Origin of the sequence: Ruminococcus albus AD2013 (assembly GCF_000526775.1) — a bacterium.
GTDB classification, from domain to species: Bacteria; Bacillota; Clostridia; order Oscillospirales; family Ruminococcaceae; genus Hominimerdicola; species Hominimerdicola alba_A.
On record NZ_JAGS01000001.1, the window covers coordinates 25,906 to 38,690 of the forward strand.

The window sequence follows — 12,785 nt, forward strand, 5'->3', positions numbered from 1 at the left end:
ATACTGAATATCAATGACGTTCGGAAAGTCAGATATGAGTTTGTGACAGAACACCGAAAGGAAAAGAAAAATGACGAATTATACAGGCTCAAAATGTATATGCTGCGAAAAACGATTCACTGACGATGACGATATAGTTGTCTGCCCCGATTGCGGCACGCCCTACCACAGAAGCTGTTATGAAAAAAATGGCAGATGTATAAACGATATACTGCATGATAAAAATGTGAGCTGGCTCCCCGATGCACCCGAACCTGAGATACCTGTTACTTCCGCATCAAATGTCAAGCGCTGTATCAGGTGCGGTGCGGAGAATGACCCGAGCCTGCGCTACTGCGAACAGTGCGGTACCCCACTTATAAATATGGACGCTCCCAGACCTTTCAACGACGAATCAGATGAAAGGCACGATACTGCGCCCGACCCCATGAAGACCAATATCCCGGGCATAAACATGACCCCTGTCATGCTGACACAGGATTCGGATATCGACGGCGTAAAGCTGGGGGATCTGGCAAGATATGTTGGACCCAACCCTCTGGGCTTCCTTCCAAGCTTCATAAAATTCGGAAAAACCGACAGAAAGCTTTCGCTGAATATATTCGCTTTCCTTTTCCCGCCGATGTACTTTATGTACCGCAAGATGAAAGGCTGGGGTTTGGCGGCAGCATTGCTGCTGGGTCTGCTAAATCTGCCGTTTATGATCGAATCTTTCAGCTCGGGAGACTACAATATAACCATAAAATTTGCCATAGATGTGAAATCGCACAATTTCCAGCTGCTGAAGCAGATCACTATGTATGTCAGTATGATACTGGAGATAATGTCAGGATTTTTTGCAAATTACCTTTACTATAAGCAGGCAAGACGTGATATCTTCAAGATATACCGCGAATCTGAGGATGAAGACCGCGATGCCATAAGCGAGCGTATAATGAGAAAAGGCGGCACTTCTTACGGATATATGCTGCTGTCTTTCATGATATATAACATCATCTCGATCGGCTCAATGCTGGTAGTTGCTAAGTACTTTTGATCAAGTTTATAAAAAATTTACAAACACCGACTGTGCAGCCCTTGACATAAAGCACAGTCGGTGTTATAATATATGAGTTAATCCTTGCTTGTATTATATCGTACAGGCGAAATCCAAAAGGAGGTGTACTAAAATGGCAAAGATCAATGAGAACTACGAGGCAATGGTCATCTTCAGCCAGAAGCTCGATGAGGAAGGCGTTAACGCGCTGACAACAAAGTTCGATGACATGATCAAGGCTAACGCTGAAAACGTAGAGCTGAACGTATGGGGCAAGCGCAAGCTGGCTTACGAGATCAACTACGAGACAGAGGGTACTTATGTACTGTGGTCTTTCAACAGCAAGACCGAATTCCCCGCAGAGCTGGAGAGAGTACTGGGCATCACTGACGGCGTTATACGTTTCCTGATCACTACTAAGTAAGTGACGGAAAGAATCAGAAGTATCAGCAGTTTGATGGAATGAGTATTTTTATTGAAAGGAATTAGAGTTATGCTGAACAGAGTTATTTTGATGGGTAGGATCACACAGGATCTTGAAGTAAGACAGACACCTAACGGACAGGCTGTAGTTACATTCAATGTCGCAGTAGATCGTAATTTCAAGGATCAGAACGGTCAGTATCAGTCTGATTTTATCACCTGCGTTGCATGGAGACAGCAGGCTGAGTTTATCGGAAAATATTTCGGTAAGGGCAGAATGATCGCTATCGAGGGCAACCTCAGAACAAGAACTTACGAAGATAAAAACGGCACAAAGCACTACGTTACGGAAGTATTCGTAGACAGTGTTTCGTTTACCGGTGAAAAAGCCAACCAGGGCGGCGGTAATTATTCAAACAATTACGGCGGCGGAAATGGCGGCTACGGTAACAACGGCGGCTACTCAAATGGCGGAAACGGCGGATTTGGAGGAAATAACTTCAATAACGGAGGAAACTTCGGTGGCGGTTTCGGCGGAAATAACGGCGGTAATCAGAACAATTTCAACAATAACAATAATCAGGCACCGTCTAACGACGCGCTGAACATCGGTGACCTGTCGGAGTTTGAAGATGTACTTTCAGACGACGGCGTACCATTCTGATAAGATCATTAAAACGAATTTTGATAATTCCTAACGAGGAGGGAAGATCATACCATGGAAAAGGAAAGAACTGGCGGCAGACCTGTTAAGAGAGGTCGCAAGAAGGTTTGTATGTTCTGTGTTGACAGAGCTGAAAAGATCGATTACAAGGATATCACTAAGCTCAGAAAGTGCATGACAGAAAGGGCAAAGATCCTGCCCCGCCGTGTAACAGGCACTTGCGCTTATCATCAGAGAGAGCTGACTAAGGCTATCAAGAGAGCTAGACACGTTGCTCTTCTGCCTTACGTTGCAGACTAATATGATTTTACGAGGTATCCTTCGGGATACCTCTGTTTTTATATTGGAACGATTTTTGTGTCGGATCGTCGGCTGATCTGTCGTCGTGACAGAGAAATGACCGATGATCATTTCGTGCCAAAAGGTGCAAAAGGGCGGATATAAGCCACAGTTACCACTGCGGTTTATATCTGCTCTTTCAGAAGTTTTCTGCATAGCATTTCCTCTTGCAATGAGAGGAGAAATATGTTATAATATAAAAAAGCAGATATACTGTTTTTGTATGAAATGTTCAGACGAAAGGAGCTTTTATGGAAAAGCGTACTGATATAAAGAACGGCACATTGATGCCGATGATACCTACCAGAGATCTGGTCGTTTTTCCCGGAATGAGCGTCAATTTCGACGTGGGCAGGGAAATGTCTATACAAAGTCTGCATAACGCAAGAAACGATTTCAGCGGTGATGTCTTCCTTTGTGCGCAGAAAGATATAAATGTTGAATCCCCCGAGAAAAAGGATATGTTCAGGATAGGTACTATTGCGAATATCCGTCAGGTCATAAAAAGCCCGGGCGGCGTTTGCAGGTGCATGGTGAGAGGTGTCCGCAAGGCGAGACTTGCGGAGATGATAGTCCACGATGACTGCTATGAAGCTGTTGTGAAACCTCTTCCAAATTATTCCAAGGATAAACTGTATAATCACGAGCTTGACGCTGTTGAACGCGAAGTCCGCAAGGCTTTCGAGGAATACGCGAGACTTATGCCCAAGATGCCGCAGGAGATATATACCGCGGTAATGGGCGCTAAAACTGCTTCTGAGCTCTTTGAAGCTGTGGCATTCAACGTGCCTCTGGCTTTCATTGACAGACAGGCTCTGCTTGAAGCACAGTCCGCAGGCGAAAAGCTAGTGCTGATGATGACTATCCTCGCAAGGGAGATAGATGTGCTCTCTCTTGAAAAGGAGATACATGAGCAGGTACAGAGCCAGATAGAAGATAATCAGCGAGAATACTATATCCGCGAGCAGATAAAGGCTCTCCAGAACGAACTGGGCGAAGGCGGCTTCGATGGTTCTGACGAGGGCGAAATACAGAAGTATTACGATAAGGTCGAAGAACTCAAAGCCCCCGATGAAGTCAAGGAAAAGCTGAATGATGAAGTCAGAAGACTTTCACGTATGGCTGGTTCTTCGCAGGAAGCTGTTGTAATAAGAGGTTATCTTGATACTGTTCTCGGTCTGCCATGGGGCGTTTACACCAAGGATACAGCTGATGTTAAAAAGGCACAGGCTGTCCTTGATAAGGATCACTATGGTCTGAAAAGGGTCAAGGAGAGGATCATCGAGAACCTTGCAGTGAGGGCGTTAACTCCCGATATCAAGGGTCAGATAATCTGCCTTGTGGGACCTCCCGGCGTTGGTAAGACATCTGTTGCCAAATCTGTTGCAAGGGCGCTTAACCGTAAGTTTGTCCGCGTATCTCTCGGCGGTGTCAAAGACGAGAGCGATATCAGAGGTCACAGAAAGACCTATGTCGGCGCTATGCCGGGACGTATCATCAATGCCATGAAGCTTGCGGGTTCGAGCAATCCCGTTATGCTCCTTGATGAGATAGATAAGATGAGCAACGATTTCAGGGGTGACCCTTCATCGGCTATGCTTGAAGTTCTCGACAGCGAGCAGAACAACGCTTTCCGCGACCATTATACCGAAATTCCCTATGACCTCAGCAGTGTGCTGTTCATAACCACAGCTAATACTCTGGATACCGTTGCCGCACCTCTGCTTGACAGAATGGAGGTCATCGAGCTTTCAAGCTATACCCGCGAGGAGAAGTTCAATATCGCAAAGAAGCATCTGGTGAAAAAGCAACTCGAAAAGCATGGTCTGACTTCCTCTATGATGAAGCTGACCAATGACGGCATATATCAGCTGATAGACGGTTACACCCGCGAAGCAGGCGTGAGAACCCTCGAAAGAACAATTGGTTCGCTGTGCAGAAAGGCTGCAAGGGAGATAGTCGAGAACGATGTTAAGAAAGTAACATTCAGTGCCAAGAATATCCCAGATTATCTGGGACATATCAAGTATCTGCCCGATGATGCCGCAAAGGAAGACCAGATAGGCTGTGTAAACGGTCTTGCATGGACTGCTGTCGGCGGCGTGCTGATGCCCCTTGAAGTTCTTGTACTTGACGGCAAGGGCAAGATAGAACTTACAGGTTCACTTGGCGATGTCATGAAAGAGTCTGCAAAGATAGCTGTAAGCTACTGCCGCAGCATAGCGGAAGAATACGGTATCGAAAAGGATTTCTACGAGAAAAAGGATATGCATATCCACGCACCTGAGGGTGCTGTCCCTAAGGACGGTCCTTCCGCGGGCGTTACGATGATAACCGCTATTGTATCCGCACTCAGCGGCAGAAAAGTCCGCGCGGATGTTGCTATGACAGGCGAGATAACTCTTACAGGCAAGGTTCTGCCTATTGGCGGTCTGCGTGAAAAGACAATGGCTGCTTTCAAGGCTGGTGTTAAGACTGTTATTGTCCCCGAAAAGAACAGGGGAGATCTTGACGAGATAGACGACGTTGTAAAGGACGGTCTTGAATTCGTGTTTGCCGAAAGGATATCCGATGTCCTTGATGCGGCACTTGTAAAGCCTCCCGAGAACGCTGTTCTGCCCGATATGATGGGCAATCCTCAGCCGAGAGTAAGAGCGAGAAGCAGAAAGACAGTATAAAAATATAACGGAGAAACAAAATGGAACAGATATGGAAAGATATGTATGATGCTGCCAAAGCTGTCCTCGGTGCGCGTAAGATATCGGATTACGTTACATGCGGCGAAGTGTCTGCGGCTGTGCTGTCAAAATCAGGAAAGATATACACAGGCGTGTGTATCGATACCTGTTCGACTCTTGGGATATGCGCTGAGAGAAATGCCATATTCAACATGATAACCAACGGCGAGCAGGAGATAGCCAAGGTGCTGTGCATATCCCCGAACCCATCAAAAGGCGCGCCCTGCGGGGCTTGCAGAGAGCTGATGGTTCAGCTGATGCCCGAAAGCTACAAGGATATCGAGATAATGATGGACTACGAAGCCGGGCGAATAATGACCCTCGGGGAACTTACACCCGAGTGGCGGATAGGATAAGATATATGCATGGGAGGGCTGAACGGTGACTTTGTCTACCGTGGCTGCCCTCTTTTTGTGAAATAACAGACAGGAGTGAATGGGATGAAACCGCTGAATTTCAATAAGGCAGAATTTATCACCTCATACGGCAAGCTTTCTCAGATACCCGAGTCCGACAGACCCGAGTTCGCATTCTCGGGCAGGTCGAATGTGGGCAAAAGTTCGCTGATAAATAAGATATTCAACCGCAAGAATATGGCAAGGGTCAGCTCTGTTCCCGGAAAGACCGTGACCATAAATTTCTTCTCGGTGGAAGACGTTTATTTTGTAGACCTTCCGGGCTATGGCTATGCCAATGTATCAAAGGGTGAGAAAAAAGGCTGGGGCGACCTTATCGGCGGATATCTTGCTGACTTTGACCGCGACCTTGAACTGGTGTTCCAGCTGATAGATATGCGCCATGCCCCCAGCAAGGACGATATTCAGATGATAAACTATCTCATCGATAACGAGATACCTTTTGTTATAGTGCTGACAAAGGCTGATAAGCTGAAACCCACCGCCCGCAAGGAGCGCATGGAAGCTTTCAAAGATGAGATACCCTACTTTGAGGATATCCACTGTATACCTTTCTCCGCAGTTACGGGAGAGGGTGTGGATGACCTGAAAGCCATCATCGAAGAGATACGCGAAGACTGGTACGCGCGTACTGAAAATGGGTCAGAAGAGGAAGATATCCCCGAAGAAACGCCTGATGATGAAGACGATACCGAGCCGCCAACAGGGTTTCTCACCCCTAACCGCAACAGATAAAAGATTTAAAATATTAATATAAAATATTCAATATACCCCTTTACATTTACACTGTAATGTGCTAAAATATAATTATAATTTAGCACTTTACAATATGAAAAATACAGTAAATGTAAAGGAGTGTTTTTTATGCGTGATAAATTAGAGATAGCAAATCTGGACGAGCTTTATGAAGCGATTCTCTGCCTTGAAACTCTTGAAGAGTGCAGGCTTTTCTTTAAAGACCTCTGTACAGTCCCTGAGCTGAAAAGCTTTTCACAGCGTTTTCAGGTGGCAAGGATGCTGACAGACAAGCACGTATACAGCGATATCGTCAAGGAGACCGGCGCATCCACGGCAACTATAAGCCGCGTGAACAGGTCACTTTCTTATGACGGCAGCGGCGGATATAATATAGTCTTCGACAGGCTGGAGAAGAAAAAGGAAACCGAGGAATGAACGGCTACGGCAGTTTTGCCAGATATTACGACGCCTTGCAGAAAGACGTTCCCTACGGGGCGATAGCTGCAAGGATACGTCAGCTGGGGCTTGAATACAGCAGTGAGAACGAGGTGGTCGTTGAACTGGGCTGCGGCACAGGCAGACTTTGCCGTGAACTTGAAAATCTGGGGCTGGATGTTATCGGCGTGGACATATCTGCGGATATGCTGGAAGAAGCTGAAGAACAGCGTACACCTGACAGCGACATCACTTATATATGTCAGGATATGTCGGAACTCGACCTCTGGGGCGCGGCGGACATCATCGTCTGCGTACTTGACGGCATGAACCATCTCCCGAATGAGGAAGCTTTCCGCAGAACTGTGGAGCGTGCTTCAATGTTCACCTGTGACGGCGGGCTGTTTATATTTGATCTGAATACCGAGTACAAGCACCGTGAGGTACTGGGCGACAACAGTTTCGTCTATGAACTTGACGGGCTGTTCTGTGCATGGAGAAATAACTGCCGTGCAGACGGCAGGGTGGATATCGCTCTGGATTTCTTTGCTGAAAAAGAAGATGGCAGCTATACCCGCGAGACCGAGTACATCACCGAGATACTGCTTCCGCGTGACCTTATCGAGAAGACTGCTGAGGAGTTCGGGTTTGAAAAGGTAGGCATCTATGACGGACTTACCAACGACCCGCCCGACAGCACCACCGAGCGCGAGCTGTACGTGTACAGGCGTAAAGATCGCGGCGCTGAATAGTATTGTGCTGTTTATAATGAGGATAATAATATGGAAGATAATGTAAAAGAGGAATTTGAAACCTACGGCATTTCCGACCTTGAACAGATAATCAACGAGCAGAGAGATCTGTATTCGGAAGAGGATATCGAAACTGCAAAGGAAGTGCTTGCCCGCAAAAGGAAAGACGCAGCAGCTGGCATTAGTCAGACAGAGGCTCTGTTAACAAAGGATAACGACGTTTTGTGTACACTGCTTTGCATATGCATTCTTTTAAATCCTTTGTGTGGTATTATCGCATTGATAGGTGTGGGAGTAAAAGGCTCATCGAAGTCAAAAAAATATATCAAGCCAATGATAGGTGCAACAGTGGTATCGATAACCCTTGCGGTGTTCCTGTTTTTCGGCGGATTCATGAGCTTTTTATAATAAAAACGAATATAGCTATGCATCATGCGTATTCTGATGTAAGGGCTGGGTGTATATTAAAGACTGATCATTTACTTATGATAGGAGTAATTTAAAGTGGGAAGAATAGTAAGGGCGATCTCAAAGGACGCTTCGGTGGTATGCTCTGCCATTGACGGCAAGAATATAGTTGAGGAGATAGAGCGCGTTCATGAGTCCTCGGCGGTGGTAACTGCGGCGCTGGGCAGACTTGCTATGGGTACTTCGCTTATGGGTTTCGGCATGAAGGGCGAGGAAGACAAGATAACCGTTAAGATAGAAGGCGGCGGACCTGCAGGTCAGCTGATAGCTGTTGCGGACAGCTACGGAAATGTCAAGGCTGATGTTATGCAGCCCGTGGTCGAACTTCCGCCTAATGCCATAGGCAAGCTTGATGTTGCAAGTGCAGTCGGAACGGACGGTACTATCACCGTTATAAAAGACCTTGGTCTTAAAGAACCATACGTGGGTCAGGTGCCCCTTATCAGCGGCGAGATAGCTGAGGATATAACAGCCTACCTTGCTCAGAGTGAGCAGGTACCCAGCGTGTGCGCTCTTGGTGTACTGGTCAATGCTGATCTGACAGTAAAGAACGCAGGCGGTTTCCTGATACAGGTGCTTCCTTTCGCAAGTGATGAGATAATCACTCAGATAGAGAAGAATATTCAGGCTATGCAGTCTGTGACCAGGCTTATGGAAGATGGCAGGACTACCGATGAGATAGCACTGATGGCTCTTGAAGGTCTTGAGCCCAATGTGCTTGATGATTTCAAGGTAGAGTATCGCTGTGACTGCTCGCGTGAGAGAACAGAGAGAGTGCTGATTTCCCTTGGTGTTGATGAACTTAATGACATCATCAAGGATGGCGAGGATATCGATATCAAATGCCACTTCTGCGGCAAGCATTACAGCTTCACCCCCGATGAAGTGCGCAAGCTGATAGCTGAAAGCAAGGAATAAGATCTGCTTGACATATAGTTTGTAATAGAGTATAATAGCTATGGTCGAACATTGGGATAAGGCTCACGTGATCCGCGTTATGCGGTGATCGTGAGCTTCTCCTTTTAAATTGAAAATAACAGTAGTGCGGGGGATTCTTGCACTGAAAATAAAGTTAACCGAGGGTTAAAAAATTAAAATAAAAAAATATTATTTTTCTTGAAAAAAGGGGTTGACAAATCGCTTGCAATGGTGTATAATAGATACTGTTGTGAGGGACGAAACAAAAAACGAAAACCTCACAAAGTCCAGCAAAATGGGGGTTTAGCTCAGCTGGGAGAGCATCTGCCTTACAAGCAGAGGGTCACAGGTTCGAGCCCTGTAGTCCCCACCATCAAGAGTTTGAATAAAACTCTTACGGCCCGGTAGTTCAGTTGGTTAGAACGCCGCCCTGTCACGGCGGAGGTCGTGAGTTCGAGTCTCATCCGGGTCGCTTGTGTCGAAAGACACTGTCAATTAAATATTGGCACTTGCGGATTTAGCTCATCTGGTAGAGCGCCACCTTGCCAAGGTGGAGGTAGCGAGTTCGAGCCTCGTAATCCGCTCTTTTTTATGGCGCTATAGCCAAGTGGTAAGGCGTGGGTCTGCAACACCCTGATCCCCAGTTCAAATCTGGGTGGCGCCTCTGAGTGATGATTATATGGTCATCACTCTTTTTTTATAACTATAATTACGAGGTGATATAATGGTAAAGGGTATACATCATATTTCCCTGAAATGTCACGGCGGGGAAGAACTGGCGGCGGTCAAGGGACTTTACGGTGATATACTGGGTCTTTCTGTCAAACGCGAATGGAAGGATGGTATAATGTTCGATGCGGGCAACTGCCTTATCGAAGTATTCACCAACGGCGAGGGCGTCAAGACAACAGGTGCTGTACAGCATTTTGCTTTTGCTGTGGACGATGTTGACGGTATGATCGAAAAGGTGCGCAGTGCGGGCTATGAGGTTTTTAAAGGACCCAAGGATATCTGTATACCCTCTGAACCGCCTCTGCCTGCAAGAATGGCATTCTTCTATGGTGCCCTTGGTGAGGAGATAGAATTGTTCTGCGAGAAGTAATATACGTACTGCGGTAACAGGTCGCCCCTCAGCTGCGACTGTGTCGGCAGCGTCCTCGGAGCGAGAAATCGGATTCGCTTCGCTGTCCGATTTCATGCGCGGGCAATATTATACTGACGTAGAAAGAGCGTGGACGTTATTTTGTCCACGCTCTGATTTTTGTAGCTGCAACTGCGTTGGCAGCGTGCTCGCGCTTTTTTGTCGGGAAGTTTGTTGTTCTATTTATAGCGTTGTTGCCACATCGCTTTTGTGCCTTGACCGAGAGGCTCTGCCTCTCAACAATCAGCTTTGCTGATTGTGGCTCCCTGCAAGCCTTTCGCGAAAGGCTTGACCCAAAGCTCTTTTCATTGGCATTCTATCCTAAGTACAGCAAAGTTATCTCCCTGCCAAAAATTAATGAACACACTAACGCTTCGCTTTTAGTGTTATGAATTGTGAATTATATTATCACGCCTTCGAGGTGGTCACATTCGTGCTGTATTATCTGCGCCACAAATCCCGTAAAATCCCCGCGCTTTTTATTGAAGCTCGTATCCTGATATTCAACGGTGATCTTTTCCCATCTCTTGGTCTTGCGCACACCTGTCAGCGAAAGACAGCCCTCTTCGGTCTCGTAGGGCTGAGCTTTCTTCACTATCACAGGGTTTATCATCACGATATCCATGATACCCGCTGTGAAGATAATGATGCGTTTATTATACCCTATCATGTTCGCCGCCATGCCGACGCACCTGTCGTGGTTAGCTTTCAGTGTGTCTTTAAGGTCAGTGACTATCTGCATATCATTTTTGTCCGCTTTTGTGGACTTCTGCTTTAAAAACAGAACATCGTGTACTATCTCTCTTACCATATCATCAACTCATTTCGTCTATTATCTTTTTCAGTTCCCGTGCAGTCTCAATGGTGATTCCCGCCACAGCACGAAGTTCTTCCATGGATGCCCTTTTCAGCGCTTCCTTTGTTTTGAATTCCCGCAGCAGCTTCTGTGCTTTCTTGTCGCCCACACCCCTGACCTGAGTGAGTTCAAGGGTGAATGAACTCTTCTTACGTTTGGATTTCTGGTAGCTTATGGCTACGCGGTGAACTTCGTCCTGTATCTGAGTTACCAGTGAAAAAGCACTTCGGCTTTTCAGCAGGGATATCTCGCCGTTTCCTGTGGCTATCGCTCTCGTGCGGTGATGGTCGTCCTTTACCAGACCATACAGCGGAACTTTTATCCCAAGCCGTTCAAGCACGGGGCGTATCGTGTTTACATGACCGTTGCCGCCGTCCAGAAGTATCAGGTCGGGCAGTTGTGAAAAGCCCTCGTCCTCACCCTTTTTGTATTCTGCAAACCGCCTTTCGATGACCTCTGTCATACAGGCGTAGTCATTCTGCTCGAACACGGTTTTTATGGCGAATTTACGGTAGAATTTCCGACAAGGTCTGCCGTTCTCGAATACCACCATGCCCGCCACCATATCGCTGGAAGCAAGGTTCGATATATCGTAGCACTCGATGAAGCGGGGAGGTCTTTCCATGCCCAGCGCTCTCGCCAGTTCTTCCAGCCCTGCGACTTCGCGGCCTGTTCTGCCAACGCGGACGGATATGAATGCGTTGGCATTGTTCTTTGCAAGAGTACAAAGCTTTGTCAGATATCCTCTTTTTGGTACAGTTACATATATTGCATGGTTGTATTTCTCACGGAGATACTGTTCCAGCATTTCGATATCAGCGGGTTCTTCCGCCAACAGGATATTTTTGGGTGCTTCCTCTTTCATTGCATAAAAACTCAGCGCGAACTCTTCCAGCATCTGCGCTGGCTCGGCACGATCTCCGAGGTAGTAGTCAGCTTTGTCCGTAAGCCTGCCGCCGCGGTACATTATCACGCTTGCACAGGCTATTTCCACATTCTGGGATATGGCTATGATATCGCAATCGGGGATAGTTTCATCAATGACTTTCTGGCTTTCGGCGGCTTTGGTTATGGCTTGTATCCTGTCACGGAGTTTTGCGGCGAGCTCAAATTCAAGCTCTTCCGCCGCACGTTCCATCTCGGCGGTCAGCCTTTCAACGGACTGCGCCGAACCGTTTTTGATATAGTCGACAGCTTGTGCGACGGTCTTGCGGTACTCTTCCTCGCTGAAATGCCCCGTGCAAACGCCCATGCACCTTTTGATGTGGTAGTTAAGGCAGGGACGCTCCTTTTTTATATCACGAGGGAAAACTTTTGTACAAGTCGGCAGTCTGAATACCTTGTTTGCTTCCTCAACAGCCTGCTTCACCGTGAATGAACTGGTATAGGGACCGATATACTCCGCGCCGTCGTCTGACTTCTGCAAAACTGCCTGTATTCGCGGATATTGCTCGTTGGTCACGCGGATATAGCTGTAACCCTTGTCGTCTTTCAGCAGGATATTGTACTTCGGTGTATGCATCTTTATCAGCGAACATTCCAGCACAAGGGCTTCAAACTCGCTGTCCGTCACGATAAACTCGTAGTCATGCACGTTTGATACCATCTTCCACACCTTCGGCAGATGATCCTGCCCCTTGCGGAAATAGGAAGTCACGCGGTTGTGCAGGTTCTTCGCCTTGCCGATGTATATTATCTTTCCGCTCTTGTCTTTCATGATATAGACCCCTGGCGAAGTGGTAAGCTTTGAGGTCTTGTCCCGCAGATAGGGCAGACGCGGGTTGTGTTCTTCGGTGATATGCATATATCCTCCATTCAAGAATTATCCCCCGTCCGCAGACAGGGGATATTATCATTTCGG

The 12,785-nt window shown here is 47.1% G+C and carries 14 protein-coding genes and 4 tRNA genes; 16 read left to right on the forward strand and 2 right to left on the reverse strand.

Going from position 1 to position 12,785, the window contains the following annotated elements; genetic code table 11:
• Positions 1-70 precede the first annotated feature (70 nt).
• The 16 genes from N773_RS0100145 to N773_RS0100220 all read left to right on the forward strand — a co-directional run bounded on the left by N773_RS0100145 (position 71) and on the right by N773_RS0100220 (position 10,029).
• A complete protein-coding gene (locus N773_RS0100145; RefSeq protein WP_024855861.1) occupies positions 71-1,036 on the forward strand; it encodes an RING finger protein in 966 nt (321 codons plus the stop codon).
• Between the two features lie 133 nt (positions 1,037-1,169).
• Positions 1,170-1,460: a 30S ribosomal protein S6 gene (gene rpsF, locus N773_RS0100150; protein ID WP_024855862.1), complete on the forward strand. Its 291-nt coding sequence runs from the start codon at positions 1,170-1,172 to the stop codon at positions 1,458-1,460.
• A 69-nt stretch (positions 1,461-1,529) separates the two neighbouring features.
• Complete coding sequence (locus tag N773_RS0100155; RefSeq protein WP_024855863.1) at positions 1,530-2,123, forward strand: single-stranded DNA-binding protein; 594 nt, start codon at positions 1,530-1,532, stop codon at positions 2,121-2,123.
• A 54-nt stretch (positions 2,124-2,177) separates the two neighbouring features.
• Complete coding sequence (rpsR, locus tag N773_RS0100160) at positions 2,178-2,423, forward strand: 30S ribosomal protein S18 (protein ID WP_024855864.1); 246 nt, start codon at positions 2,178-2,180, stop codon at positions 2,421-2,423.
• A gap of 290 nt (positions 2,424-2,713) precedes the next feature.
• Entirely contained in the window at positions 2,714-5,140 is a 2,427-nt protein-coding gene (lon, locus tag N773_RS0100165; RefSeq protein WP_024855865.1) for an endopeptidase La, read from the forward strand.
• A 20-nt stretch (positions 5,141-5,160) separates the two neighbouring features.
• Entirely contained in the window at positions 5,161-5,556 is a 396-nt protein-coding gene (locus N773_RS0100170) for a cytidine deaminase family protein (protein WP_024855866.1), read from the forward strand.
• Between the two features lie 84 nt (positions 5,557-5,640).
• A complete protein-coding gene (gene yihA / locus N773_RS0100175) occupies positions 5,641-6,351 on the forward strand; it encodes a ribosome biogenesis GTP-binding protein YihA/YsxC (RefSeq protein WP_051454240.1) in 711 nt (236 codons plus the stop codon).
• A 129-nt stretch (positions 6,352-6,480) separates the two neighbouring features.
• Positions 6,481-6,789 carry a YerC/YecD family TrpR-related protein gene (locus N773_RS0100180; RefSeq protein ID WP_024855868.1) on the forward strand — a complete coding sequence of 103 codons (309 nt, stop codon included), beginning with the start codon at positions 6,481-6,483 and terminating at the stop codon, positions 6,787-6,789.
• Positions 6,786-7,541, forward strand: coding sequence for a class I SAM-dependent methyltransferase (locus N773_RS0100185; RefSeq protein ID WP_024855869.1), 756 nt, complete (start codon positions 6,786-6,788; stop codon positions 7,539-7,541). The genes N773_RS0100180 and N773_RS0100185 overlap by 4 nt, the downstream gene beginning before the upstream one ends.
• 30 nt (positions 7,542-7,571) lie before the next feature.
• Entirely contained in the window at positions 7,572-7,949 is a 378-nt protein-coding gene (locus N773_RS0100190; RefSeq protein ID WP_024855870.1) for a hypothetical protein, read from the forward strand.
• A gap of 96 nt (positions 7,950-8,045) precedes the next feature.
• The gene (gene hslO, locus N773_RS0100195; protein ID WP_024855871.1) at positions 8,046-8,927 is read left to right on the forward strand and encodes an Hsp33 family molecular chaperone HslO; all 882 of its coding nucleotides are present in this window, start codon (positions 8,046-8,048) and stop codon (positions 8,925-8,927) included.
• A gap of 297 nt (positions 8,928-9,224) precedes the next feature.
• A tRNA-Val gene (locus N773_RS0100200) sits at positions 9,225-9,300 on the forward strand.
• A 25-nt stretch (positions 9,301-9,325) separates the two neighbouring features.
• Positions 9,326-9,399 (forward strand) — tRNA-Asp (locus tag N773_RS0100205).
• A 39-nt stretch (positions 9,400-9,438) separates the two neighbouring features.
• Positions 9,439-9,511, forward strand: a tRNA-Gly gene (locus N773_RS0100210).
• Positions 9,512-9,520: 9 nt separating this feature from the next.
• Positions 9,521-9,591 (forward strand) — tRNA-Cys (locus N773_RS0100215).
• A 60-nt stretch (positions 9,592-9,651) separates the two neighbouring features.
• Entirely contained in the window at positions 9,652-10,029 is a 378-nt protein-coding gene (locus tag N773_RS0100220; protein ID WP_024855872.1) for a VOC family protein, read from the forward strand.
• A 439-nt stretch (positions 10,030-10,468) separates the two neighbouring features.
• Here the strand turns inward: N773_RS0100220 and N773_RS0100225 are convergent, their stop codons facing one another.
• Together N773_RS0100225 and uvrC are read right to left on the reverse strand one after the other, a co-directional pair.
• Positions 10,469-10,879: a peptide deformylase gene (locus N773_RS0100225; RefSeq protein WP_024855873.1), complete on the reverse strand. Its 411-nt coding sequence runs from the start codon at positions 10,877-10,879 to the stop codon at positions 10,469-10,471.
• A gap of 4 nt (positions 10,880-10,883) precedes the next feature.
• A complete protein-coding gene (uvrC, locus tag N773_RS0100230; protein ID WP_024855874.1) occupies positions 10,884-12,728 on the reverse strand; it encodes an excinuclease ABC subunit UvrC in 1,845 nt (614 codons plus the stop codon).
• Positions 12,729-12,785: the final 57 nt, after the last annotated feature.

Bases quoted from the DNA above. Each gene is read 5' to 3' on its own strand.
- N773_RS0100145 (WP_024855861.1), top strand. From the start codon at position 71: ATGACGAATTATACAGGCTCAAAATGTATATGCTGCGAAAAACGATTC.
- rpsF (WP_024855862.1), top strand. From the start codon at position 1,170: ATGGCAAAGATCAATGAGAACTACGAGGCAATGGTCATCTTCAGCCAG.
- N773_RS0100155 (WP_024855863.1), top strand. From the start codon at position 1,530: ATGCTGAACAGAGTTATTTTGATGGGTAGGATCACACAGGATCTTGAA.
- rpsR (WP_024855864.1), top strand. From the start codon at position 2,178: ATGGAAAAGGAAAGAACTGGCGGCAGACCTGTTAAGAGAGGTCGCAAG.
- lon (WP_024855865.1), top strand. From the start codon at position 2,714: ATGGAAAAGCGTACTGATATAAAGAACGGCACATTGATGCCGATGATA.
- N773_RS0100170 (WP_024855866.1), top strand. From the start codon at position 5,161: ATGGAACAGATATGGAAAGATATGTATGATGCTGCCAAAGCTGTCCTC.
- yihA (WP_051454240.1), top strand. From the start codon at position 5,641: ATGAAACCGCTGAATTTCAATAAGGCAGAATTTATCACCTCATACGGC.
- N773_RS0100180 (WP_024855868.1), top strand. From the start codon at position 6,481: ATGCGTGATAAATTAGAGATAGCAAATCTGGACGAGCTTTATGAAGCG.
- N773_RS0100185 (WP_024855869.1), top strand. From the start codon at position 6,786: ATGAACGGCTACGGCAGTTTTGCCAGATATTACGACGCCTTGCAGAAA.
- N773_RS0100190 (WP_024855870.1), top strand. From the start codon at position 7,572: ATGGAAGATAATGTAAAAGAGGAATTTGAAACCTACGGCATTTCCGAC.
- N773_RS0100220 (WP_024855872.1), top strand. From the start codon at position 9,652: ATGGTAAAGGGTATACATCATATTTCCCTGAAATGTCACGGCGGGGAA.
- N773_RS0100225 (WP_024855873.1), bottom strand. From the start codon at position 10,879: ATGGTAAGAGAGATAGTACACGATGTTCTGTTTTTAAAGCAGAAGTCC.
- uvrC (WP_024855874.1), bottom strand. From the start codon at position 12,728: ATGCATATCACCGAAGAACACAACCCGCGTCTGCCCTATCTGCGGGAC.